This is a genomic window from Sulfitobacter sp. 1A13496, assembly GCF_043557225.1.
Lineage (GTDB): Bacteria > Pseudomonadota > Alphaproteobacteria > Rhodobacterales > Rhodobacteraceae > Sulfitobacter > Sulfitobacter faviae.
Map to the genome: position 1 here is coordinate 83,726 of NZ_JBIFFP010000005.1, position 23,151 is coordinate 106,876.

The 23,151-nt window shown below is 64.2% G+C and carries 22 protein-coding genes; 6 read left to right on the forward strand and 16 right to left on the reverse strand.

Annotation, left to right across the window (positions count from 1 at the left end; translation table 11 throughout):
* Positions 1–155 precede the first annotated feature (155 nt).
* The 3 genes from acnA to ACGYLX_RS12740 all read left to right on the forward strand — a co-directional run bounded on the left by acnA (position 156) and on the right by ACGYLX_RS12740 (position 4,540).
* Entirely contained in the window at positions 156–2,930 is a 2,775-nt protein-coding gene (acnA, locus tag ACGYLX_RS12730; protein ID WP_394449917.1) for an aconitate hydratase AcnA, read from the forward strand.
* 143 nt (positions 2,931–3,073) lie between these two features.
* Complete coding sequence (locus ACGYLX_RS12735; protein WP_394449919.1) at positions 3,074–3,886, forward strand: hypothetical protein; 813 nt, start codon at positions 3,074–3,076, stop codon at positions 3,884–3,886.
* Positions 3,887–3,949: 63 nt separating this feature from the next.
* Positions 3,950–4,540, forward strand: coding sequence for an NAD(P)H-dependent oxidoreductase (locus ACGYLX_RS12740; RefSeq protein ID WP_394449921.1), 591 nt, complete (start codon positions 3,950–3,952; stop codon positions 4,538–4,540).
* On the opposite strand, the gene ACGYLX_RS12745 is transcribed toward ACGYLX_RS12740, so the two are convergent.
* From ACGYLX_RS12745 to yajC, 10 genes are read right to left on the reverse strand one after another with little or no spacing between them, the layout of a single operon-like run.
* Positions 4,530–5,048 carry a DsbE family thiol:disulfide interchange protein gene (locus tag ACGYLX_RS12745; RefSeq protein ID WP_394443989.1) on the reverse strand — a complete coding sequence of 173 codons (519 nt, stop codon included), beginning with the start codon at positions 5,046–5,048 and terminating at the stop codon, positions 4,530–4,532. The genes ACGYLX_RS12740 and ACGYLX_RS12745 overlap by 11 nt on opposite strands.
* A gap of 13 nt (positions 5,049–5,061) precedes the next feature.
* A complete protein-coding gene (ccmD, locus tag ACGYLX_RS12750) occupies positions 5,062–5,217 on the reverse strand; it encodes a heme exporter protein CcmD (protein WP_067266382.1) in 156 nt (51 codons plus the stop codon).
* Entirely contained in the window at positions 5,217–5,951 is a 735-nt protein-coding gene (gene ccmC, locus ACGYLX_RS12755; RefSeq protein WP_067266389.1) for a heme ABC transporter permease CcmC, read from the reverse strand. The genes ccmD and ccmC overlap by 1 nt, the downstream gene beginning before the upstream one ends.
* A 52-nt stretch (positions 5,952–6,003) precedes the next feature.
* Complete coding sequence (ccmB, locus tag ACGYLX_RS12760) at positions 6,004–6,660, reverse strand: heme exporter protein CcmB (RefSeq protein WP_394449923.1); 657 nt, start codon at positions 6,658–6,660, stop codon at positions 6,004–6,006.
* Positions 6,657–7,268: a heme ABC exporter ATP-binding protein CcmA gene (gene ccmA / locus ACGYLX_RS12765; protein ID WP_394413339.1), complete on the reverse strand. Its 612-nt coding sequence runs from the start codon at positions 7,266–7,268 to the stop codon at positions 6,657–6,659. Before ccmA ends, ccmB begins: the two co-directional genes overlap by 4 nt.
* 19 nt (positions 7,269–7,287) lie before the next feature.
* Complete coding sequence (locus ACGYLX_RS12770; protein WP_394449925.1) at positions 7,288–7,641, reverse strand: Mth938-like domain-containing protein; 354 nt, start codon at positions 7,639–7,641, stop codon at positions 7,288–7,290.
* An 18-nt stretch (positions 7,642–7,659) separates the two neighbouring features.
* Positions 7,660–8,415 (reverse strand): sulfite exporter TauE/SafE family protein, encoded by a 756-nt coding sequence (locus ACGYLX_RS12775; protein WP_394449927.1) that lies wholly within the window; start codon positions 8,413–8,415, stop codon positions 7,660–7,662.
* Positions 8,408–9,376: a protein translocase subunit SecF gene (secF, locus tag ACGYLX_RS12780; RefSeq protein WP_394449929.1), complete on the reverse strand. Its 969-nt coding sequence runs from the start codon at positions 9,374–9,376 to the stop codon at positions 8,408–8,410. The genes ACGYLX_RS12775 and secF overlap by 8 nt, the downstream gene beginning before the upstream one ends.
* 1 nt (position 9,377) lies before the next feature.
* A complete protein-coding gene (secD, locus tag ACGYLX_RS12785) occupies positions 9,378–11,027 on the reverse strand; it encodes a protein translocase subunit SecD (protein WP_394449931.1) in 1,650 nt (549 codons plus the stop codon).
* Between the two features lie 35 nt (positions 11,028–11,062).
* Positions 11,063–11,341, reverse strand: a complete 279-nt coding sequence (gene yajC / locus ACGYLX_RS12790; protein ID WP_067627241.1) for a preprotein translocase subunit YajC — start codon at positions 11,339–11,341, stop codon at positions 11,063–11,065.
* A 217-nt stretch (positions 11,342–11,558) separates the two neighbouring features.
* On the opposite strand from yajC, the gene serS reads away from it, so the two are divergent.
* Both serS and ACGYLX_RS12800 read left to right on the forward strand, forming a co-directional pair.
* A complete protein-coding gene (gene serS, locus ACGYLX_RS12795; RefSeq protein WP_394449932.1) occupies positions 11,559–12,851 on the forward strand; it encodes a serine--tRNA ligase in 1,293 nt (430 codons plus the stop codon).
* 197 nt (positions 12,852–13,048) lie between these two features.
* Positions 13,049–13,765, forward strand: coding sequence for a hypothetical protein (locus tag ACGYLX_RS12800; RefSeq protein ID WP_394449934.1), 717 nt, complete (start codon positions 13,049–13,051; stop codon positions 13,763–13,765).
* A gap of 6 nt (positions 13,766–13,771) precedes the next feature.
* Here ACGYLX_RS12800 and der read toward each other — a convergent pair whose 3' ends face one another.
* The 3 genes from der to ACGYLX_RS12815 form a co-directional block, all read right to left on the reverse strand.
* Positions 13,772–15,253, reverse strand: coding sequence for a ribosome biogenesis GTPase Der (gene der / locus ACGYLX_RS12805; protein WP_394449936.1), 1,482 nt, complete (start codon positions 15,251–15,253; stop codon positions 13,772–13,774).
* 60 nt (positions 15,254–15,313) lie between these two features.
* Positions 15,314–16,696, reverse strand: coding sequence for a PQQ-binding-like beta-propeller repeat protein (locus tag ACGYLX_RS12810; protein WP_394449938.1), 1,383 nt, complete (start codon positions 16,694–16,696; stop codon positions 15,314–15,316).
* Between the two features lie 67 nt (positions 16,697–16,763).
* Complete coding sequence (locus tag ACGYLX_RS12815) at positions 16,764–17,468, reverse strand: tetratricopeptide repeat protein (RefSeq protein WP_271689662.1); 705 nt, start codon at positions 17,466–17,468, stop codon at positions 16,764–16,766.
* A gap of 151 nt (positions 17,469–17,619) precedes the next feature.
* Here ACGYLX_RS12815 and ACGYLX_RS12820 point away from each other — a divergent pair, with 151 nt between their 5' ends.
* The gene (locus ACGYLX_RS12820) at positions 17,620–18,069 is read left to right on the forward strand and encodes a DUF302 domain-containing protein (RefSeq protein ID WP_231886381.1); all 450 of its coding nucleotides are present in this window, start codon (positions 17,620–17,622) and stop codon (positions 18,067–18,069) included.
* Between the two features lie 19 nt (positions 18,070–18,088).
* Here ACGYLX_RS12820 and ACGYLX_RS12825 read toward each other — a convergent pair whose 3' ends face one another.
* The 3 genes from ACGYLX_RS12825 to ACGYLX_RS12835 form a co-directional block, all read right to left on the reverse strand.
* Positions 18,089–18,919 (reverse strand): ion transporter, encoded by an 831-nt coding sequence (locus ACGYLX_RS12825; RefSeq protein WP_394449940.1) that lies wholly within the window; start codon positions 18,917–18,919, stop codon positions 18,089–18,091.
* A gap of 103 nt (positions 18,920–19,022) precedes the next feature.
* Positions 19,023–20,807: an ABCB family ABC transporter ATP-binding protein/permease gene (locus tag ACGYLX_RS12830; protein ID WP_394450161.1), complete on the reverse strand. Its 1,785-nt coding sequence runs from the start codon at positions 20,805–20,807 to the stop codon at positions 19,023–19,025.
* Between the two features lie 204 nt (positions 20,808–21,011).
* Positions 21,012–23,114, reverse strand: coding sequence for a LysM peptidoglycan-binding domain-containing protein (locus ACGYLX_RS12835; RefSeq protein WP_394449942.1), 2,103 nt, complete (start codon positions 23,112–23,114; stop codon positions 21,012–21,014).
* Positions 23,115–23,151: the final 37 nt, after the last annotated feature.

Genomic DNA, 23,151 nt, shown 5'->3' on the forward strand with positions numbered 1-23,151 from the left:
CACAGCCGCATGCTGCGCATGATGCCCCCTTCCAAGTCGGTACACAATGGTATACAAAATCGCGCGAAACCGCCCGATAACAGTTGAACCGCCGCGCCCGTAGTGGCATTGAGACGGCAATCTAGCCACCCATCAGACCCCGAAGGGAGCCCGCCATGACAATCCAAGTCGGTCACGACAGTGCCAAGACACGGAAAACCCTCTCCATTGGCAGCCAGAACGTCGCCTATTACTCCATCCCCGCCGCCGAAGCGGCTGGTCTGGGCGATTTCTCGAAATTGCCAGCGGCGTTGAAAGTCGTTCTGGAAAACATGCTGCGTTTTGAGGACGGCAAGACCGTCACCCAGGACGACATCAAGGCTTTCGCCGAATGGGCGACCAAGGGCGGCAAGAACCCGCGTGAGATCGCCTACCGCCCGGCCCGCGTGCTGATGCAAGACTTCACCGGCGTGCCAGCGGTGGTCGACCTTGCCGCGATGCGCGACGGTCTGGTGGCGCTTGGTGGCGACGCCGACAAGATTAACCCGCTGAACCCCGTCGACCTCGTGATCGACCACTCGGTCATGATCGACGAGTTCGGCAACCCGCGCGCCTTCCAGATGAACGTGGACCGCGAGTATGAGCGTAACATCGAACGCTATACCTTCCTCAAGTGGGGCCAAAAGGCGTTTAACAACTTCCGCGTTGTGCCCCCCGGCACCGGCATCTGCCACCAGGTGAACCTTGAGTACCTTAGCCAGACCGTTTGGACCGATAAGGACCAGAATGGCGAGGAAGTGGCCTACCCCGACACGCTGGTGGGCACCGACAGCCACACCACCATGGTCAACGGCGCCGCCGTTCTGGGCTGGGGCGTCGGCGGGATCGAGGCCGAGGCCGCGATGCTGGGTCAGCCGATCTCCATGCTGATCCCCGAGGTCGTGGGCTTTGAGCTGACGGGCCGCATGATGGAAGGCACCACCGGCACCGACCTCGTGCTGAAAGTGGTCGAAATGCTGCGCGAGAAGGGCGTGGTCGGCAAATTCGTGGAATTCTACGGTGACGGCCTCGATCACCTGCCGCTGGCAGACCGCGCGACCATCGCCAACATGGCGCCTGAGTACGGCGCGACCTGTGGCTTCTTCCCGATCGACGATGAGACGCTGCGCTATCTGACCAACACCGGCCGCGACAAGGATCGCGTGGCGCTGGTCAAAGCCTATGCGCAGGAAAACGGCATGTGGCGCGATGCGGATTACGCGCCGGTCTACACCGACACGCTGAGCCTCGACATGGGCACCATCGTTCCCGCGATCTCGGGTCCCAAGCGCCCGCAGGACTACATCGCACTCGACAAGGCGCACACCGCTTTCGCCGAATACGTCAAAGGCATCCGCGAAGGCAAAGACACCTCCGCAAACTCCGAAATCCGTTGGGAAGGCGAAGGCGGCCAGCCCGAGCCGCAGGACATTCCCGGTGACGAGGGCCACCACAACCGCGGCTATGTGATGACCGACGACGGCCATTACCAGCTGCATGACGGCTCCATCGTGATCGCCTCGATCACGTCCTGTACCAACACGTCGAACCCCTATGTGATGATCGGCGCGGGCCTTGTGGCGCGCAAGGCGCGTGAGCTGGGTCTGACCCGCAAGCCTTGGGTCAAGACATCATTGGCACCGGGTTCGCAGGTCGTGTCGCATTACCTTGAGGCCGCGGGTCTGCAAGACGATCTCGACGCCATCGGCTTCAACCTCGTGGGCTACGGCTGCACCACCTGCATCGGCAACTCCGGCCCGCTGGAAGCGCCGATCAGCAAGGCGATCAACGACTATGACCTGATCGGCACCTCGGTGCTTTCGGGCAACCGCAACTTCGAGGGCCGCATCAGCCCCGACGTGCGCGCCAACTACCTCGCCTCCCCGCCCCTCGTGGTGGCCTATGCGCTGGTGGGTGACATGAACCACGACCTGACCAACAGCCCGCTGGGTCAGGACAAGAACGGCAACGACGTCTACCTGAAAGACATCTGGCCCTCGACGCAGGAAGTCGCTGAACTGGTCGAACAGACCGTGACGCGCGAAGCCTTCCAAGAGAAATACGCCGACGTCTTCAAAGGCGATGAAAAGTGGCAGGCGGTTGAGACCACCGACAGCAAGACCTACGATTGGCCGCCGCAGTCGACCTACGTGCAGAACCCGCCCTACTTCCAAGGCATGTCGCCCGAGCCGGGCACCATCTCGAACATCGAAGGCGCGAAAGTGCTGGCGGTGCTGGGTGACATGATCACGACCGACCACATCTCGCCTGCCGGTTCCTTCAAAGAAACCACGCCTGCAGGTCAGTATCTGATCGAACGTCAGGTGCCGGTGCGGGAGTTCAACTCCTACGGTTCGCGTCGCGGTAACCACGAAGTCATGATGCGCGGCACCTTCGCCAACATCCGCATCAAGAACGAGATGCTGGACGGCGTCGAAGGTGGCTACACCAAAGGCCCCGATGGCGAGCAGACTTCGATCTTTGATGCCGCCATGGCGCATCAGGAGAACGGCACCCCGCTGGTGATCTTTGGTGGTGAGCAGTATGGCGCGGGCTCCTCGCGTGACTGGGCCGCGAAGGGCACCGCTCTGCTGGGCGTCAAGGCCGTGATCGCCGAGAGCTTTGAGCGTATCCACCGCTCTAACCTCGTTGGCATGGGCGTTATCCCGTTTGAGTTCACCGGCGGCGACACCCGCAAATCGCTGGGTCTGACCGGTGAGGAAAGCGTCTCGATCAAAGGGCTCGACACCATCAAGCCGCTGCAGGAAGTGCGCTGCGAGATCACCATGGCGGACGGTAGCACCAAAGAGATTACTCTGAAGTGCCGCATCGATACCGCGATCGAGATCGAGTACATCGAACACGGGGGCGTGCTACACTATGTGCTGCGCAACTTGGCGAAATCGGCCTAAGCGCCAATCGCCACCGCTAGACCATTCAAGGAGCGGCCCCATCGGGTCGCTCCTTTTCATTTGCCGCGCGCCGCTGCGCGGGAACCTGCCCGCGCATCAAGGGTTGCCTTCCTAAGACGATCGCGTTCGAGGAAGGCACAGGAATGATAACAGGTTACGCGCTAGGCGCTTTGGGCGCGGTGATCCTTGTTATTGTCCTGCTGGATTTTCTTTATACCGCCATTGGCGCGGCTCCTGTGGCTCCCCTGTCGGAACGGGTCGCGCGGGCAGCCTTCTTCCTCTTTTCCAAGGTGATGCCAAAGGGAGATACGCGCCATCGCCTCTCAGGTCCGGTGGTGATGACGGCCATCGCGGCGACGTGGATCCTGCTCGTCTCTCTCGGATGGACCTTGGTGTTTCAACTCAGCCGCTACGCGGTGGTGATGTCTGACAGCACGCAGCCTGCGGGTTTCATCCGCGATTCCGCCTTTGTCGGCCATCTGCTTTCCACCCTCGGGGGCGGGCCGCTGCAAACGCAAGGCGCCTTCTGGCAGGTGATGTCGGTGCTCGTCGGGGTCAACGGTATGGTGATCCTCACCCTCTCGGTCAGTTTCGTGCTGTCGACCACCACCACCGTCGCGCAAGCGCGGGGGCTTTTGAGCAAGGCGTCGATGTTCGCGGCGGACAGCGATGAGATGAACACGGTCATCATGCCCGCCCTCGCCGATCTGGTGTCGAACCTCAATGCGATGCAATTCGCGCTTTACTACAGCGCCGAACACCCCGCCCGCCGGGTGCCCGCGGGGATGGTGGAACTGGCCGAGCGGGTCGCCCCCTACCCCGAACAGATGCGCCGCCTGCGCATCGCGCTTGAGCCGCTGCCCGGTTTCACCGCGCCCGAGGGCCGCTTGGACCAACTGACCAACGCCCAGTTTATCGACCGCCTGCGCGAATGGGCGCGGCCCTATTCCCTCTGACCCCGAGGAACAGAAGACCGGGAACTCCCGTTGATCCCGAAGCACCTCGTAAAAGGAGAAACCATGAGCCCGAAAATCACCGTTCTGTTCTACTCCACCTATGGGACCAACCACGCCATCGCAGAGCAAGCCGCGCGCGCCGCCGAAGAGGCAGGCGCCGAGGTCCGCCTGCGCCGCTGCGCCGAGACCGCCCCGCAGGCCGTTGTCGATGGCCAAGACGCGTGGCGCGCCCAGTTGGACAAGATGCAAGACATCCCCGAGGCCAAACCCGAGGACATGGAATGGGCCGATGGCTATTTCATCTCTGCCCCCACCCGCTTTGGCGTCGCCGCCAGCCAGTTCCGCGCCTTCATCGACACGTTGGGGCCGCTCTGGCAGTCAGGGGCGCTTGCCAATAAGGCGATCACGGCGACCACCTCGGCCCAGAACCCGCACGGCGGGCAGGAGACGACGCTTCAGTCGATCTATGTCACTGCGATGCACTGGGGGGCGATCATCGTACCGCCGGGCTATGCCGATGGCATCAAATTCGAAGATGGCGGCAACCCCTACGGATACTCCTGCGAACCCGGTCCGCTGAGCGACACTGGTAAGAAATCCGTCACATATCAGGCGAAACGTTTGGTTGAATACGCCGCCAAGATCAGCGGGTGATCGCATCCCGCAGCGCCGGGAGGAACCGCTGTTCGTAATCGCTGCCAACCAGCGGCCCGGCAAAGCGGAACAACACCGTGCCATCCCCGTCGACGATGAAAGTCTCCGGCGGGGCGGTCACGCCCCAGTCGATTGCCACACGCCCCTGCGGGTCGAAACCGACCCCGGCAAAGGGGCTTTCTTCGTCCTCAAGATAGGCGGTCGCGTTCTTCTCAGTATCCTTGAAATTGACGCCGATGATGTTCATCCCCTCGGCCTGCATCTCAAGCAGTTTGGGGTGTTCGGCACGGCAGGGCGGGCACCAGCTGGCCCAGAAGTTCACCAAGCTCACTTGCCCTGCGCGCAGCATGTCATCCGTGGCCTGCGGATAGCCGGGCAGCGTGGCTTCGGGCATGGCAGGCGCCTGTTGCCCCACCAGCGTCGAGGGCAGCCCCTCGGGATCATCGCGGTACATGCCAACGGCGGCCAGTGCGACGAAGGCGGCAAAGATCACCGGCGGCGCGATCATCATGGGCGAGAGTTTAGCCACGGCGTCCGGCCTCCTGCTCTGTCTCTTCCAAAGCCCGGCGCGCTGCGCGACCGCGCCAGAGGGTCAAGCCGATCAGCGCCGCCAGCAGCAGCAGAGATACGGCATAGGCCGAGAGCACCTCGGCCGCGTATTTTCCAAGATCCGGCATCACGCCCCCCTGTTCATCCGCGCCCTGAGCGCTGCCGTACGGCGCAAGCGAATTTCGGTGCCCGTGCGGTAGACCACCAATGCCAGAAACAGCAGACCAAAGCCCAGCATCGCCAGCACAAGCGGGTAAAAGAAAACATCCGCCACACTGCGGTTGCCCGTCGCCACGGGGATCGAGGTGCCTTGATGCAACCCTTGGTTCCAGAACTGCACCGCATAGCGCGACAGCACCGCAAAGACTGAGCCGACAAGGCAGAGAACCGAAGTGAGATCGGCAGCGGTGTCCGGATCCTCCACCGCCTGCCACAGCGCGATGTAGCCGAGATAGAAGAGGAACAGGATCAGGAAGGACGTAAGCCGCGGATCCCACGCCCACCATGTGCCCCACATCGGCTGGCCCCAGATCGCCCCCGTGACCAGCGCAATCAGCGTCATCACCAGCCCCACGGGGGCCGCGGCCTTGGCCGCCAATGCGCTGACGTGATGCCGGCGGATCAGCCAGATGAGCGAGGCCACCAGCATCATGAACCACGCATTGATCGCCATCAGGGCGGCGGGCACATGCAGGTAGATGATCTTGACCGTGCTGCCTTGCCGCGCGTCATCAGGCGTGCCGAAAAAGCCCCAAAGCAAGCCCACACTTACGAAAGCCGCCGCCAGCACCCAAAGCGCAGGCTGCACGCGCTGCGAAAGCGCAAGGAATTTGACCGGGTTTGCGTATTGCCAAAGGGACATGCAGACTACCTATCGCGCGGTTGGGTGGTGCTCAATGCACGATTTACCCGGGTCATCGCAACCCCATCCGTAGCACGGCGGCTGCGGCAAATGGCATCAAGGCCACCACGGCCAGCGTCAGCCCCGCCAGCATCAAAAGCGGCGTCGTGGCCTCCAAGCCCGCCGCCCCGCGCCGGGCAACCTCGGCCCCGAAAATCAGCGTCGGGATATAGAGCGGCAGCACGAGTAGCGACAACAGCAGCCCGCCGCGTTTGATCCCCACCGTCAGCGCCGCGCCGAACATGCCGATCACCGACAGCGCAGGCGTGCCGAGCGCCAGCGAGAGCAGCAGCCACAGATGCCCCGGCGCTGCGAGTTGCAGCATCACCCCCAGAAAGGGCGCCGCCAGAACCAGCGGCAACCCAGTGGTCAGCCAATGCGCCAAAGCCTTGATCGCCAGCGCCCCTTCGAGGGGCAAAGGTGCGGTGAGCAGCAGCTCCAAAGAGCCGTCTTCGAGGTCGAGCGCCAGCAGACGGTCGAGCGACAGAAGGCAGGCCAAAAGCGCCCCGAGCCAAAGCACGCCGGGCGCAATCGCGCGCAGCAGCGTGGCCTCCGGCCCGACGCTGAAAGGCACCAGCATCGTCACAATCAGGAAGAACGCCAAGCCAAGGCCAAAGCCCCCGCCTGCCCGCAGCGCCAAGTGCAGGTCTCGTAGCAGCAACGCTTTCATAAAAAGGCCGCATCGCTGGCGCCGAGATCGGCATCGGGGGCCGCGCGGTAGGCGCTGATGTCGAGCATCCGCGCCTCCACCCCCAGATCGATATGCGTGGCCATGAGGGCCGATCCACCCGCCGCCAAATGCCCGCGCAGGACAGCACCGAACAGCGCCACCGCATCCGCGTCGAGCGAGACCGTCGGCTCATCCAAGACCCAGATCGGCCGCCCCGTCACCAAGAGCCGCGCCAAGCCCAAACGGCGCTTTTGCCCGGCGGAAAGGGTCGCAGCCAAACGGTCAGCCAAAGGGCGCAACGCATAGCCATCAAGTGCTGCGGAAATGTCAGTGTTGCCAAAGACCTGCGCCCAAAAGCTCAGGTTCTCGCGCACGGTCAGCATGGATTTCAGCCCATCCGCATGGGCGGCATAGGCGACACGGTCCTCCGCCCCCTCAATCTGCCCTGTGAGCGGCGCTTGCAGCCCGGCGATACAGCGCAGCAGCGTCGTCTTCCCGGCCCCGTTCGGGCCGCGCAGCACCAAAGCCTCCCCCGCCGCCAGCGCGAAGGACAGGCCCGAAAGCACGGGCACCCCGCCGCGTGCGACGCTAAGGTTACTGACTTGCACTGGCCGCGCCGCTCCGCCCTTAGACCGGCAAGAGGGCCAGCGCGATGCGCCGCCCCTCGCTCAGCAGAATGTTGTAGGTGCGGCAGGCAGCGGGAGAGGACATGACCTCGACCCCCAGCCCGGCCTCTTCCAAGGTCTCGCGCAGGTCATCGGGGATATGCGCCACCTCCGACCCGGTGCCGAGAAAGACGACATCCACCTTGCCCGCCAGCGCCGACACCGGCGCAGGATCGGCCAGACCGCCCCAGCCGGTGATGCCCTCCGGGCCGATCACCTGCGCACCCTCGACGACCTCGCCATCGATGCGGAAAAAGCCGGGGCCGTAGCCGTCGATCGGTTTGGCGTCGGTATAGGTGATCTCGTTCAATCGCATGTCATGTCCCTCTCAGGCTCAGATATTCCACAGCGGCAGGCCAAGGATAGCCGATGCGGCGATGACGATATAGGCCACCGTGCGAAAAAGCCGCTCTCGCTTTGGGTCAAATAGCCGCGCCCCGATGATATTGGCGATGACATTCGGCACCCCGGCCAGCAGGCCCAGCCACAGCACCGGCCAGACCACCTGCCCCGTCGCCGCCAGCATGGCAAAGAGCATCAGGTCGAGCCCCAGAAGATAGAGCAGGAAATTCGCCCGGATCACCGCAGCGGGCCTGCGGCTCGCCATATAAAGCAGGATCACCGGCGGCCCGGCGATGCCCGCAAAACCGGTCATAAAGCCACCCAGAGCGCCGGTGGCCGTCACCAGCTTCGCGCCAAGCGGGCCGTGATAGCGCCAGCCCGCAAGCAGCAGCGCCAGAAGCCCCAGTACCACGCCCGAGACGATCCAGCCGAACCCTTCGGGTGAGATCAGCGACAGCCCCCAGAGCCCCAGTGGCATCCCGATCAGCACGCCGAGGAGCAGCCGCCCCACTTCGCGGGGCGCGCCCTCGCGCAGGGCATCGGGGAGGTTTGGCAGGGGGCCGATCAATTCGGCAGCAGTGAGAAACAGAATCGCTTCGACCGGGGAAAGGACAGAGGCCGCGACGGGCATGATGATCATGGCAGAGCCGAAACCGGCGAAGCCGCGCACCAGCCCCGCCACGATCACGGCCAGCGCAAGCCATGCCACCCCCGGGGTGGCCATGGCCTGCGCCAGCAGGTCAGGCATCAATATTGGCGAATTGCGTGCCCGCGCCCGCGTCGGGCTTGGACCAGTCGCGCTTCACGCCAAGGTAGAGCACCACGTTCTTGGCCACATAGACCGAAGAATAGGTGCCCACGATCACGCCCCATGTGATGGCAAAGACGAAGGCCCGGATCACATCGCCGCCCAAGATCAGCAGGGCGATCAGCGCCAGCAAGGTGGTGCCCGAGGTCATCAGGGTGCGGCTTAGCGTCTCGTTCACGCTGAGGTTCATCACATCCCGCAGGGGGCGCTTTTTGTATTTGCGCAGATTCTCTCGCAGGCGGTCAAAGATCACCACGGTGTCGTTGATCGAATAGCCGATGATGGTCAGGATCGCCGCCACGACCGGCAGGTCGAAACGGATCTGCAGAAGCGAGAACAAACCGATGGTCAGCACCACGTCGTGGAACAGCGCCACCACCGCGCCGACCGAGAATTGCCATTCGAAGCGCAACCAGATGTAGATCAGGATCGCCGCCAGCGCCCCGCCCACGGCAAGGAAAGCGGTCTGGATCAACTCGCCCGAGACCTTGGGCCCCACGGATTCGACGGAGGTGAACTTGATATCGGGGGCAACGCTTTGCAGCGCCGCTTCGATGGTTTCAATTGTGTCTGAGGTCGCCGCCTGCTGCCCTTCTTGAGCCTGCACGCGGATCATCGCCACATGGCGGTCGGCACCGAAACCGGGATCGAAGACCTCGGAAATCGTGACGTCGCCCAATTCAAGCGGCGCGAGCGCATCGCGATATTCGCCCACGTCGACGGCTTGGGTGCTTTCGGTCCGCAGCGTGGTGCCGCCGCGGAAGTCGATGCCAAAGTTCAGCCCCATCACGCCCCAAGCGATCAGGGACAGGACCATCAACACCACGGAGGCGCCGAAGGTGATCTTGGCATAGCCGAAGAAATCGAAGTTCGTGTTGTCGGGTACCAGCTTCAGTCGCATGTCAAACCTCGATTGTCTTGGGACGGCGGCGTTCAAACCAGATCACCACCAGCAAACGGGTGACGAAGAAGGCGGTGAAGACCGATGTGACGATGCCCAGCCCCAGCGTGACGGCAAAGCCGCGCACCGGACCGGAGCCGAGAGCGAAGAGGATGACCGCCACGATGAATGTGGTGATATTGGCATCCAGAATGGCGCTGAGCGCACGCTCATACCCCAGTGAGATCGCCCGCGCGGCACCCTTGGCATTGCGTTGCTCCTCGCGGATACGCTCGAAGATCAGCACGTTGGCGTCGACCGCCATGCCGACCGTCAGCACGATCCCGGAGATGCCCGGAAGCGTCAGCGTGGCACCGATCAGGCTCAGCAGGCCAAAGATCAGCCCGACGTTGATGATCAGCGCGATATTGGCGAAGAAGCCGAACAGCCCGTAGGACGCCCACATGAAGAACAGCACGGCGACAAAGGCGACCACAGTCGCGATCTTGCCCGCGTCGATGCTGTCTTGGCCCAGTTCCGGCCCGATGGTGCGCTCTTCGACAAAGCTCAGACCCGCAGGCAGTGCACCTGCGCGCAGCAGCACGGCAAGGTTCGTGCTTTCCTCGACCGAGAAGCGTCCGGTGATGATGCCCGACCCGCCGGGAATATGGCTCTGGATCGTCGGCGCGCTGATGACTTCATCGTCGAGCACGATGGCGAAGGGCGAGCCGATGTTTTCTGCCGTGTAATCGCCGAACTTGCGCGCACCGGAGGTGTCAAAGCGGAAAGACACGGCAGGCGCGCCGTTCTGGTCAAAGCTGGGCTGCGCGTCGACCAATTGCTCGCCGGTGACGACGGGGGCGGTCTCGATTGTGTAGAAGACGCCTTCTTCATCCGCCGCGGGCAGGATGGCGTTGCCGATGCCGGGGTTGTCGTTCTCATTCGAGCCGCGGTTCACCACCGGGTTGAAGGTCAGCTGCGCCGTGGTGCCGATGATGGCTTTCAACTCGGCCGCCGAACCGATGCCGGGCACCTGGATCAGAATGCGGTCCGCGCCCTGACGCTGGATCGTCGGCTCACGGGTGCCGACTTCGTCAATGCGGCGGCGCACGATTTCGAGGCTCTGCTGCATGGTGCGTTCGTCGGTCGCCTGTTTTTCGGCATCCGACAGGGTGATGGTGATGACGCCATCGGCCCCGCTTACGTTGATGTCGCTGCCGCCTGCGCCGGTCACGGTGGTGACGGGGCGGGCCAGATCACGGGTAATTTGCAGCGCTTCGGCCATTTTCGACGGATCGTTCAGGCGGACCCGCAATTCCCCCGCTGGCGCCTCTTGCCGGCGAACCGGGGTCAGGCTGCGCAGGGCGTCTCGGACCTCGGGCCATTGTGCTTCCATGCGCGAGGCATAGACATCGGCCAGTTGCACCTCGGCCAGCAGATGCGCACCGCCGCGCAAATCGAGGCCAAGGTTCACCAGCCCCGAGGGCATCCACTCGGGCCAAAGCGCGCGCTGCGCTTCCAGTTCGGGCGTACTGCCCTGAACCTCGATGGCCGCAACGGCGTCATTGTGCTTTTCGACAGGAGCGTAAAAGGCATTGGGAAGCGCCAGCCAAAGCCCTGCCAGACAGGTCAGGACAATGACAATCCGCTTCCACAGATCAATCTGTAGCATAGTTCCGCCTTTGGGTTGCGGCCTCGGGGTAGGGTTTATTTCGCCGGTTCGGTCTTGGAGACCACGGTGGCGATGGTGGCCTGCACCACGCGAATTTTCACGCCTTCGGCGATTTCCACCTCAAGCTCACCGTCGTCTTTGACCTTGGAGACCTTGCCGATGATGCCGCCTTGGGTCACGACCTGATCGCCCCGGCGCAGACCGGCCACCATGGCCTGATGTTCCTTCGCCTTCTTCTGCTGCGGGCGGATGAGCAGAAAATACATGATCGCGAAGATCAGGATCAGCGGCACGAATTGCTGGATGCCTTCCATGGGGGTCGTCCTTTTCGATGGGTATTTGGCCACAAAATGGGCCTTGAGAATTTGGCCAGAACCTATGCGCGGTGGCAGCGGGGTGCAAGGTGGAAAGCCGATGCCGCCTGCCCGCTCGCGCGGGGCCAATCGCCGCATGGTTGCGGCCCCTACCCCCGCACCGCACATTAAGGCATAAGGCAGCAAAACCGACTCACCCGATCTTGAGGACAAACCCATGCACGACATCCGCGCCATCCGCGACAATCCCGAGGCTTTTGACGCCGCTCTTGCCCGCCGGGGCGAGGCGGCGATGTCGCAGGCGGTGCTGTCCCTCGATGCCGCGCGCCGCGCCAAGATCGCCGCCGCCGAGACTGCCAAAGCCGAGCAGAACAAGGCCAGCAAGGAAGTCGGCGCCGCTAAGGGCCGTGGGGATGAGGCCGAGTTCGAGCGTCTGCGCGCGCTGGTCAGCGACAAGAAGGCCGAAGTCGCCGCAATGAACGCCGAGGCGCAGGAGTTGGACGCGAAGCTGACCGACATGCTCGCCCGCATCCCCAACAACCCCGCCGATGACGTGCCTCAAGGCGATGATGAGAATGACAATGTCGAGGTGAAAAGCTGGGGCGAGAAGCCTGCCTTTGATTTCAAACCGGTCGAGCATTACGAGATCGCAGGCGTCAAACCCGGTATGGATTTCGAGACCGCGGCCAAGACCTCGGGCGCGCGTTTCGTCATGCTGAAAGGTGCCGTGGCGCGGGTGCACCGCGCGCTGGCCCAGTTCATGATCGACACCCATGTGGATGAAAACGGTCTGACGGAGGTGAACTCCCCCGTGCTGGTGCGCGACGAAGCGATGTATGGCACCGACAAACTGCCGAAATTCGGCGAGGACAGCTATCAGACGACGGATGGCTGGTGGCTGGTGCCGACCTCCGAAGTGCCGCTGACCTATTCGGTGGGCGGCGACACGCTGGAGCAAAACGCCCTGCCGATCCGTCTCACCGCGCATACGCTCTGCTTCCGTTCCGAGGCCGGGAGCGCGGGCCGCGACACCGCCGGGATGCTGCGCCAACACCAGTTCGAAAAGGTCGAGATGGTTTCGATCACCCACCCGGATGAGAGCGACGCCGAACAGCAGCGCATGGTCGCCTGCGCCGAGGGCATCCTCGAAAAACTCGGCGTGCCCTACCGGACGGTGATCCTCTGCACCGGCGACATGGGGTTCGGCGCGCGGCGGACCTATGACATCGAAGCCTGGGTGCCGGGGCAGGATTGCTACCGCGAGATCTCCTCGGTCTCGACCACCGGTGATTTTCAGGCGCGGCGCATGAACGCGCGGTTCAAACCCGAGGGCGGTGGCAAGCCACAGTTCGTTCATACGCTGAATGGCTCGGGGCTGGCCGTGGGGCGCTGCCTGATCGCGGTGCTGGAAAATGGCCAGCAGGCGGATGGGTCGGTGAAACTGCCCGAGGCGCTTGCGCCCTATCTTGGGGGGAAGACGACCCTCACTGCGGAAGGTGTGCTCGCCTAAGGGTGAGCCACCGCTAGGCCCGATCCGCGCCGCCGGGGGCCGGGCCATCGCCTGCCCGCCCCGTCACGCCGGGGGCATGCAAGATTATGTGGGGCGCAATTGCGGTGCGACCCGGTAGGCGCTGGCCCCCGGTTGCCGTGGCGCGCGGGCGCTCTAGGATTAGCTGTAACGCAACTGCTAATTCCGCGAGGCCGACCTTGCCCAAATCCTCCCGCACCCTGATCGCCGTGCTTGCGCTGCTACTCAGCATCGCCTTCGCGATCTCGCCTTTTTTCGTTCCCAGCTTCTCGGGCTTTGATCCGAACCAATTCCCCATTCCGCAGGGCAACCCGCCCGCGCAGCCTGCGGGCTATGCCTTTTCCATCTGGGGGGTGATTTACCTGTGGCTGATCGCGGGCCTTGGCTATGGCCTGTTGCGCGCGCCGCGGGACGGGCAGTGGCATGACATGCGCGTGCCGCTCTGCCTGTCGCTCGCCGTGGGGACCACATGGCTCGCCGTGGCCACCATGAGCCCCGTTTGGGCGGCGATACTGATCTGGATCATGCTGGTCACCGCCCTCATCGCCCTATTCCTTGCTCCGGTCGAAGACCCGCTCTGGGCCGCCGCGCCGGTGGGGCTCTACGCAGGCTGGCTCTCTGCCGCTTCCTGCGTGTCGCTGGCGCTGCTGGCCGCAGGATACGGCTATTTGGAAGAGCAGACAGCAGCGGTGGTCTTTGTCGGACTGGCAATTGCAATCGGCACCATCGTCCAGACCGCTCTGGGGCGGACACCGACCTATGGCATCGCGGTGATCTGGGGGCTGGTGGGCGTGGTCGTGACCAATTGGGGCGAGACGGCCTTGGTCGCCTATCTGGCGCTCGGGGGCAGCGTCATCGTGGCGCTGCCCACCGTCAGGGCATTCCGGCGCGGCTGAGCGCGCTTAGTCCTTGCGGCGACCGTCGGTGTGCTTGCGCAGCTTCGACGGTGCCGCTTTCTTGCGGTTCTTATAGGGGTTGGCGTCGGACTGGCCGCGCATCCACAGACGGATCGGCGTGCCGGGCATGTCGAAATCCAACCGCAACCCGTTGACCAGATAGCGCGTGTAGCTGTCCGGCACCTTGTCAGGGTGGCTGCACATCACCACGAAGCCCGGCGGGCGGGTCTTGGCTTGGGTCATATAGCGCAGCTTGATGCGCTTGCCCTGCGGTGCGGGGGGCGGATGCGCCTCCAACATGCCCGAAAGCCAGCGGTTGAGCTGCGCGGTGGTCACTCGGCGGTTCCAGACCTCATAGGCGCGCATGATCGCGGCCTGAAGCCGGTCGAGGCCCCTGCCCGTCTTGGCCGACACGGTGATCAGCGGCGCACCGCGCAACTGCGGCAAGAGCCGCTCGAAGCTTTCTTTGAGATCGCGCAGTTTCTCCTGCCGGTTCTCTTCGATGTCCCATTTGTTCACGGCGACGACCACGGCACGGCCCTCACGCTCGGCCAGATCGGCGATGCGCAGGTCTTGCTGCTCGAACGGGATTTCGGCGTCGAGCAGAAGCACCACAACCTCGGCGAATTTCACCGCGCGCAGACCGTCGCTAACGCTGAGTTTTTCCAGCTTCTCTTGCACCTTGGCCTTCTTGCGCATCCCGGCGGTGTCGAAAATACGCATCGGCACAGGCTCACCATCCGGCCCGGCCCATTCGGTGGTCAGCGAGATCGCATCGCGGGTGATCCCAGCCTCTGGCCCGGTCAGCAGGCGGTCCTCACCCAGAATCTGGTTGATCAGCGTCGATTTACCCGCATTGGGGCGGCCCACCACGGCGACCTGCAAGGGCTTGTCGCGGGTCGGCATCGGCAGGGATTCGGCTTCGAGATCGGCGTCATCCTCGGGCAGGTCCACATCCGTCTCGGGCGCGTCTTGGGTGGCACGTTCGGCATATTCATCCGCCAGCGGCATCAGGGCCGTGTAAAGATCGGTCAGCCCCTCACCATGTTCGGCGGACATGCGAATGGGCTCGCCCAGCCCCAACGAATAGGCCTCGATCATGCCGGCGTCGGCGGCCTTACCCTCCCCCTTGTTGCCCGCGAGAATCACATGGGCGGATTTTTTCCGCAGGATCTCGGCAAAGACCATGTCGGAGGGGGTTACGCCGACGCGGGCGTCGATCATGAAGAGACAGACATCGGCCATGTCCACCGCACGTTCGGTCAAGCGGCGCATCCGGCCTTGCAGGCTGTCGTCGGTGACCTCTTCCAGCCCCGCGGTGTCGATCACGGTAAAGCGCAGGTCGGCCAATTTGGCCGCGCCTTCGCGCAGGTCGCGGGTCACGCCGGGCTGGTCATCGACCAGCGCAAGGCGTTTGCCAACAAGGCGGTTGAACAGCGTGGATTTCCCGACATTGGGACGGCCCACGATGGCAAGGGTAAAGGACATAATTCAGGCTCCGGGCCCCGGTTGGGCCAGTTCAGACACGCGCCTTAGCCTATTTGCGGCCTAACGGAAAGCGTGCAATTGCCCCTTGGTGGAGACGACATAAAGCGTGCCGCCCGCCACGACGGGGGCGGTTGTCGCCCCGCCGGGGATTCGGGTGGTGCCGGTCAGCCCGCCGCTTACGGGGTCAAAGCTGCGCAGCACCCCGTCGTTGGAAGCCACGATCACGCGCCCCCCGGCGATGATCGGGCCGTAATGGGCCACCACTTCGGATTGTTTCTTGGGCTTGTCCTTGACGAAATTCGGCAGCGGCGTGCCCCAGATGCGGCGGCCCGTGCTGGCGTCGAGCCGGACCAATTCGTTCAGGTCCGTCACCGCAAAGACAGAATCGCCCGCAGGCCAGACCGGACCGATCGCCCCGTCGCGCGCGACCCACTTACGGTCGCCGCTGTTGACATCCAGTGCGGCCAGACGGCCCGAATGGTTGCCCACATAGACAGTCCCGTTCGAAACCACAGGCGCGCTTGTCACATCGCCCACAAAGCTCAGCGCGCGGCCCGGACGTTTGCCCAGAACGGAGGTCGACCACCGCTCAAGCCCGCCTTGGCGGAACAGCCCCTGCACCTCGCCCGAGCCGAAGGCAAAGATCGCCAGATCGCTGGTGACGGCAGGCGCAGGCGCGCCCAGCACGTTGCTGAGGCTGGTCACAGCGCCGGTCTGCCACTGGATGCGGCCAGTGGTTTTGTCGAGCGCCCAGCCGGTATCGTCGCCCGCCGTGAGATAGACCAGATCGCCCGAGACGGTCGGCGTGCCCGAACCGGTGGCGTCAAGGTCTTGGGTCCAGCGCACGCCGCCCGTCGTCACATCAAGCGCGGCCAGAACGCCAAAGCCCACGGAGACATAGAGCGTTTCCCCATCCACGGCGAGGCCACCACCGGTGGCTTGGCCTTCCCGGTCGGATGCGGGGGTGAGGTCACGGGTCCAGAGCGTTTGGCCTGAGGTCGAGGTCGCGGTGACCTGCGCCCCGGCGTCGAGCGTAAAGACACGCCCGCTCGCCACCACCGGATCGGCGGTGATACGTTGTTTGCGGCTGTCGCCCGCGCCGATATCGGCACTCCAGATCGGCTGCAACGCGGTCCGCAACGCGGGATGGCTGATGCGGGTCGCGGCGGTGCCGATGCTATGGGTCCAATTGGCGTTGTTCACCATGCCGCCCAGAGCGATGGCGCGGCTGGTATTCTCTGGCACGGGGCCAGTGGCGGCGTCAAAGGCAGGGTCTTGCACGCCGGGGTTTTGCAGCACCGCGCGCACGTCTTCGCGTTTGCCCGGCAGATAGGTCTGCTCATCCGCGCAGGCCGTCAGCAGCAGCGCGGCACCAATGGCCCCCGCCACGCCCAGACCCCGCAGACCCGCTTGCCCGGGTTCGGTTTCGCGATGCTTCGTCATGGACCTGCTCACTTTCTGTCTTTCCTCAACCTTCACGCCCCCGCCGTTTTTGGCGGGTGGATATGTGTCAGTCACCCGTTGCTTCGGGGATCTCCAGCGCGGCCTCTGCGGCGGCGCTCTCGTCACCCGGTTCTTCACCCAAGGCCACAATCACCTGAAGGGCGCGTTGTTGCAAGTCCGGGGTGGTTTCCGCATCGGAGAGAATGGACTGGTAGCGCGCCACGGCCTTGTCGGTCTCACCCTCTTGGATGTCGATCAGGGCCAGTTGCTCTTCTGCCAACAGGCGCAGCGGGGCACCGGGCTGGGCCAGCGCTTCGAGCGCCTGACGCCGCTCAGCCACGGGCACGGATTGGCCCTGAAGGGTCACGATCTTGAACTGCGCCAAGGCCCGATAGATCGGCGCGAGGTCACCGTCGAGCGCGATAGCATCCAGCTGTTCCACGGCGGCATCGGTTTCACCCGCCTCGGCCAGCGCATCGGCGCGCATGAAGTTCAGCACGGCGCGGGCACCGGGGCCATCGGCCTCAATCGGGGCGAGCGCTTCGGCGCGGGCATTGCTGGCATCCGCTTCGAGTGCGGCAAGCATCGCATCCCCCAAAGCTTCTGCCTCGGCCCGCTCCTGTGCTTTGCTGTATTCGTTCCACGCGGCGCCGCCGACGATGGCCACCACGGCCAGCACGGCGATCCAACCATAGCGGCGCAGGTAGCCGTATAGCCGGTCGCGGCGGACCTCTTCGTTCACTTCGTCAATAAAACTGTCGGTATCGCTCATCGCGCCCTGCCCCCGGCCTGATTTTGCCCCTCTTACCGCGCGTGGCCAGCCAAGCCAAGACCCAGCGAACCGCAGCGCCTTTTCGCCGACCGCTTGGCCCGGGGGCGCGTCACGCTAGGTCAGGGGCAGAATGCAGCGAAAGGAGACGATGATGAAAGCGATTGCACTGGCGGCAGGTGTCGTGATGGCGGCCATGCCCGCATTGGCGCAGGATTTGGTGGCCAAAGTCTCACCCCATGACGTGCCCACGACGATGGACCGGCTGGAAAGCGCGGTTGAGGCGGCAGGGGCCGAGGTCTTTGCCCGGGTCGATCACGCCGCCGGGGCCGAAAAGGTCGAAATGGAATTGCGCCCGACGCAGCTTTTGATCTTTGGCAACCCAAAGCTCGGCACCCCCGCGATGCAAGATGCCCAGACCGCCGGGCTGGACCTGCCGATGCGGGTACTGGTCTACGCCGATGGCGAGGGGGCCGTGCATGTGACCTATGCCGCGCCTGAAACGCTGGTCACCGCCCACGGCCTGCCCGAAGAGGCGGAATATCTCACCAAGATGACCAAGGCGCTGGACAATCTCACCGCCAAGGCGATCGGCGAGGAATAACGCCCCTCCCCGTCCGGGCTTAGCGTTCGGGCGGGGTATTCTGCGCCTTGATCAGGTTTTCCAGATCGGTCAGCCGCGACATGACCTCATCGCGGTAGGTGTTGGTCTGCTCGTTGCTTTCCTCATGATGCGCGTCTTGCATCGAGTTCACGATCAGGCCGACCAAAAGGTTCACCACCGCGAAGGTGGTGACCATGATAAAGGGCACGAAGAACATCCAGGCATAGGGATAGACCTGCATCACCGGGCGCACGATGCCCATGGACCAAGACTCGAGCGTCATGATCTGGAACAGCGAATAGCCCGACTGGCCCAGCGTGCCGAACCACTGCGGGAAATCCGCGCCAAAAAGTTTGGTGGCCATGACGGAGGCGATGTAAAAGATCACCCCCATCAGCAAGAAGACCGAGCCCATACCGGGCAGCGCGTTGACCAATCCCTCGACCACGCGGCGCAGCGAGGGCGCGACTGAGACGACGCGTAACAGCCGCAGGATGCGCAGGGCCCGCAGAACGCTGAGCCCTTGGGTGGCCGGGATCAGCGAGATGGCGACGATGACGAAGTCAAATATGCTCCACCCGCGTTTGAAGAAATCAAGCCCGCGCCCGAAAAGCTTGATCGCAATTTCGATGACGAAAATGGCGAGACAGATACGGTCCAGCAGCAGGATCAGCGGCCCGGCCTGCGCCATCACCTCGTCCGAGGTCTCAAGCCCCAAGATCACGGCGTTGAAGAGAATCACGCCCAGAATGAAATTCTGGAACGAAGGGCGGTCGGCCAGCCGGGCGGCGCGGGCGCGCAGCGAGGTCTGCGAGGGGGTCGAAAGATCGGTCATGGCGGTAGATATCATGCGCCGCCCCGCACAGTGCAAGAGCAGATCGCCCGCAAATGCCCCCCTCGGCGGCAATGCCCCGGCTGCCTGCCGAAACAGAAGGCGGGGCCAGTTTCCCCGTCTACTCTTCTTCCGCCTGTTGGCGCTGCCAAAGCTGGGCATAGCGCCCACCTTGGGCGAGCAGCACCTCATGGCTGCCCTGTTCAATGATCTCGCCCTTCTCCAACACGACGATGCGTTCGGCCTCGGCGATGGTCGAGAGGCGGTGGGCGATGGTCAGCACCGTGCGCCCTTGGCCCGCGCGGCGCAGCGCGTCTTGGATCTCATGCTCCGTCTCGCTGTCGAGCGCGCTTGTGGCCTCATCCAACAGCAGGATTGGCGGGTCTTTCAGCAGGGTCCGCGCGATGCCCACGCGCTGTTTCTCGCCGCCCGAAAGCTTCAGCCCCCGCTCGCCGACCATGGTTTCATAGCCCTGCGGCAGCGCCATGATGAAATCATGGATCTGTGCGGCGCGCGCGGCGTCTTCGACCTCTTCCTGCGTCGCCCCATCGCGGCCATAGGCGATGTTGTAACCGATGGTGTCGTTGAACAGCACCGTATCCTGCGGCACCACACCGATCGCCATATGCAGCGAATGCTGGGTCACGTCGCGCACGTCCTGCCCGTCGATCTTCAGCGCCCCGCCCGCGACATCGTAGAATCGGAACAACAGCCGCCCGATGGTGGATTTGCCCGAGCCGGTCGAGCCGACGATCGCCACCGTCTCTCCCGGACGCGCCTCAAGCGAGATGCCTTTGAGGATTTCGCGGTCGGTGTCATAGGCAAAGCGCACGTTCTCAAGCGTCACATGGCCGCCAGCGACCTTGAGGTCCGGCGCGTTTGGCTTGTCGTCAATCTCAGCCGGTTGTTCGAGCAGGCCGAACATCTGCCCCATGTCCACAAGCGCCTGACGAATCTCACGGTAAACGGTGCCAAGGAAGTTCAGCGGAACGGTCAGTTGGATCATGTAGGAGTTCACCATGACGAAGTCGCCGACGCTCAGCTCGCCGCTTTGCACGCCCATCGCCGCCATGACCATGACCCCTACGAGCCCTGCGGTGATGATCAGAGCTTGGCCAAAGTTCAGAAAGGCCAGCGAATAGTTCGTCTTGATCGCCGCGTTCTCATAATCGGCCATCGCGGCGTCATAGCGCGCGGCCTCACGCCCCTCTGCGCCGAAGTATTTCACCGTTTCATAGTTCAGCAGACTGTCGATCGCCTTTTGGTTGGCGTCGGTGTCGCTGTCATTCATCTGCCGCCGCAGGCGCACGCGCCATTCGGTGACGGCAAAGGTGAACCAGACGTAGAGCGCAATGGTCACCGCCACGACCGCCAGATACCAGACGTCAAAGAGCACGGCGAGGATCACGCCCACGAGGATCAGCTCAAGGATCAGCGGCCCGATGGAGAAGAGCAGGAAGCGCAGCAGAAAGTCGACACCTTTGACCCCCCGCTCGATGATCCGGCTGAGCCCCCCGGTCTTGCGGGTGATGTGATAGCGCATCGAGAGTCTGTGGATGTGCTGAAAGGTCTCAAGCGCCAGCATCCGCAGGGCGCGCTGCCCGACGCGTGCAAACACCGCATCGCGGACCTGTTGAAAGCCCACCCCCATCAGTCGCGCCATGCCGTAAGCCACGGTCAGACCAATCGCGCCAAGCGCCAGCATCGGCGCCCCCTCGCTCGCCAGCGCATCCACCGCGTCGCGGTAGAAGAACGGCGTGGCGACGATGATCAGCTTCGACACCAGCAGCGCCAGCATCGCCAGAACCACCCGGCGTTTCACCCATGGCATATCCTTGGGCCAGAGGTAGGGCGCGACCTTGCGCAGTACCAAAAAGCCCGACTGCCGCTCGGCGGCGTCGATCATCTCGGCCTCTGTGGGGATGCGTTCGGGCTTGGGCGCCTTGCGGTCGCGCCGCCGCGCGGCGTTAGATTGTTCTGTATCGGCTGGCATGGAAATTCCTGAAGTGATTACAGGCTACATAGGCCCCATGGCCTTGGGTTGCCAGTACCGGGCGGCGCACAGCCGCTCTGCGCGCTGCGAATGCCGCCCCGGTTTTGGCCGCTCAGATCACTCCGATGCCGGGTCTTCGGGCAGGTCGAAAACCTGCCCGGGATAGATCAGATCGGGGTCGCGGATATTGGCGCTATTGGCCTCGAAAACCTTCACATAGAGCAGAGGATCGCCATAGCGCGCACGCGAGATCGCCCAGAGCGTATCGCCCTTTTGCACCGTCACCGCGCTGAGCGGGCCGGTCAGCCCTTCGGTGGCGGCGGCCAGCACCTCGGGGGATTCGCGTTTGAAGGGGGTCTCTACCCGGCTGGTCACATCGCCGCCGCGGGAAAGCTCATCCACGCGCAGGGTATATACGCCCTCATCGACATTGGGCAGATCGCCCCGCCAGCGGCCCTCTTGATCGACCGGCAAGCTGATCACGGCGTTGTTGTTCAGATAGACGCGCACTTCACGGGTGTCCGGCTGGGCACGGCCCGCCAGTTGCACATCGCCCTGATCGGAGTAACCGATGGTGTCGAGCGCCACATTGGTCATCACCTGCGGCGGCGCGGTGTCGAGCCGTTCGACCCCTTCGGCGGTGGATTTCAACACCGGAGAGGGCGCGGGCGGCTTCGCCGGTGCGGTGATGGTGTCGGGTTCCTCCGCAGGGGCGGGGGTTGTGGTTTCCGGCGGCGATGGGCTGCGGTCGGCGAGGTTCGGGGCCTCGGTCACGGCTGCGGGCGGTGTTTGCGCGAGGGTGGCGTCTCTCTCAGTAGTTCCCGTCTCTGCCAGTGGTGTGGCTTGAGATGGCGCCTCACCGTCAGCGTTTGGCGCGGCGGTGTCGCCCTCATCGGTGCCGGTTTCCGCCAACGGCGTCGCTTGAGAAGACGTGGCGCTGGTGTCTGCCCCCTGATCGGCGGGACCGTCTTGTTCCGACGGCCCGGCGTTCACGTCTTTAGCCGTACCCGTCCCCGCCATCGCTGTGGTTTGGGCCGGAGCGGTGCTGGTATCTTCGCCCTGCTCGGCGGCATCGTCTTGCTCTACGGTCGCGGCACTCACGTCTTCGGCGCTGCCTGTTCCGGCCATCGGCGTGGCTTGGGACGGCGCGGTGTTGCTATCCGCGCCCTGCTCGGCAGCACCGTCTTCATCCAACGCCGCCGCGCTCTCGTCCTCCGCGGTGCCTGTTCCCGCCATTGGCCTCGCTTGAGAGGGTTGCTCCGACGTTCTGCTCTCCACGTTAGCGGTCCCAGTATCGGAAAGTGGGGTGGCCTGAGCGGGGGCGGAGGCGACCTCCTCTTCGGCGATAGCCAGGTCTTGCTCTGTCGATACGGTGTCTTCGTCCGTGTCAGCCTCGTCTTGCGTCGACTGTCCTCGGTCCGCCTCGACGTCTTGCACGTCCGCATTGTCGGACGCAGCGCGCTCCGCCTCGGCTGTGGCCGTTCCGGCCAGAGGGGTCGCCTGCTCCGCCTGCGCAGCGGCTGGGTTTTGACCCGTCGCTGCCGCGCTCTCCTCTTCAGCGTTGTTCGTAGTTGCCGGGATCGGCTCTTCCATCGTGGTCTCGGAGGTTTCAGGCTCCGCCGCCTCGTCCGGCTGTGTGGCCCCCTCCTCAACCGAGGCGACCGGGCTTTCCTCCGGCGCGATATCGGCCTCCGCCAACTGCACGGGCGCTGCCCGAGGGGTGAGAATAATCTCCTCTTCCGAAGCAAGCTTTGCCGCACCGTTCTTCCCCAAAAGCGTCAGCACATGCCCCTTGCCATCGGGCGGGATCATCGCGAGGGTCGCGAATTTCCCGGTCCCATCGGCGGTGGCGCGGGCCACCTCTTCGCCATCCTTCAACACGGCCACGGTGCTGCCGGGCGCCGCGCGGCCCGCGATCACCGTCATCCCGTCGCTTTCGCGGCGCACTTCGTCAAAGGCCGGGGCCTGCGGCGCTGTCTCGGGCTCGGTTGCCGCCTCACCCTCAGGGCCGACCGAGACACCTTTCACAGCATCCGGCACCAGCGTGGCATTCTCAGGGGTGGCATCGCGTTCGGGGAGCACGGCCACCGTTTCGGGGGCTGCCTCCTCCGGCGCGCCGCGCTTGCTGCCGATCCAAGCGCCAAGCGCCAGCACCGCCGCCGCAAAGGCGCCCGCCGCCATCGCCCCCATGCCGCCAAACCGGCCAAATCCCTTGAACATTCTCTACTTCCCCTGTGGTTGAGCCTTTTTAGCAAGC

Coding starts and splice junctions, on each gene's coding strand:
- ccmD (WP_067266382.1), bottom strand. CDS start 5,217: ATGCCGGATCTTGGAAAATACGCGGCCGAGGTGCTCTCGGCCTATGCC.
- ACGYLX_RS12830 (WP_394450161.1), bottom strand. CDS start 20,807: ATGATCGACGCCGCCGAGCGGCAGTCGGGCTTTTTGGTACTGCGCAAG.
- ACGYLX_RS12770 (WP_394449925.1), bottom strand. CDS start 7,641: ATGCGATTGAACGAGATCACCTATACCGACGCCAAACCGATCGACGGC.
- der (WP_394449936.1), bottom strand. CDS start 15,253: ATGTCCTTTACCCTTGCCATCGTGGGCCGTCCCAATGTCGGGAAATCC.
- ACGYLX_RS12835 (WP_394449942.1), bottom strand. CDS start 23,114: ATGTTCAAGGGATTTGGCCGGTTTGGCGGCATGGGGGCGATGGCGGCG.
- secD (WP_394449931.1), bottom strand. CDS start 11,027: ATGCTACAGATTGATCTGTGGAAGCGGATTGTCATTGTCCTGACCTGT.
- ACGYLX_RS12810 (WP_394449938.1), bottom strand. CDS start 16,696: ATGACGAAGCATCGCGAAACCGAACCCGGGCAAGCGGGTCTGCGGGGT.
- ACGYLX_RS12745 (WP_394443989.1), bottom strand. CDS start 5,048: ATGATCGCGCCGCCGGTGATCTTTGCCGCCTTCGTCGCACTGGCCGCC.
- ACGYLX_RS12815 (WP_271689662.1), bottom strand. CDS start 17,468: ATGAGCGATACCGACAGTTTTATTGACGAAGTGAACGAAGAGGTCCGC.
- ACGYLX_RS12825 (WP_394449940.1), bottom strand. CDS start 18,919: ATGATATCTACCGCCATGACCGATCTTTCGACCCCCTCGCAGACCTCG.
- ACGYLX_RS12820 (WP_231886381.1), top strand. CDS start 17,620: ATGAAAGCGATTGCACTGGCGGCAGGTGTCGTGATGGCGGCCATGCCC.
- yajC (WP_067627241.1), bottom strand. CDS start 11,341: ATGGAAGGCATCCAGCAATTCGTGCCGCTGATCCTGATCTTCGCGATC.
- secF (WP_394449929.1), bottom strand. CDS start 9,376: ATGCGACTGAAGCTGGTACCCGACAACACGAACTTCGATTTCTTCGGC.
- ACGYLX_RS12735 (WP_394449919.1), top strand. CDS start 3,074: ATGATAACAGGTTACGCGCTAGGCGCTTTGGGCGCGGTGATCCTTGTT.
- ccmB (WP_394449923.1), bottom strand. CDS start 6,660: ATGAAAGCGTTGCTGCTACGAGACCTGCACTTGGCGCTGCGGGCAGGC.
- serS (WP_394449932.1), top strand. CDS start 11,559: ATGCACGACATCCGCGCCATCCGCGACAATCCCGAGGCTTTTGACGCC.
- ccmC (WP_067266389.1), bottom strand. CDS start 5,951: ATGTCCCTTTGGCAATACGCAAACCCGGTCAAATTCCTTGCGCTTTCG.
- ACGYLX_RS12740 (WP_394449921.1), top strand. CDS start 3,950: ATGAGCCCGAAAATCACCGTTCTGTTCTACTCCACCTATGGGACCAAC.
- acnA (WP_394449917.1), top strand. CDS start 156: ATGACAATCCAAGTCGGTCACGACAGTGCCAAGACACGGAAAACCCTC.
- ACGYLX_RS12775 (WP_394449927.1), bottom strand. CDS start 8,415: ATGCCTGACCTGCTGGCGCAGGCCATGGCCACCCCGGGGGTGGCATGG.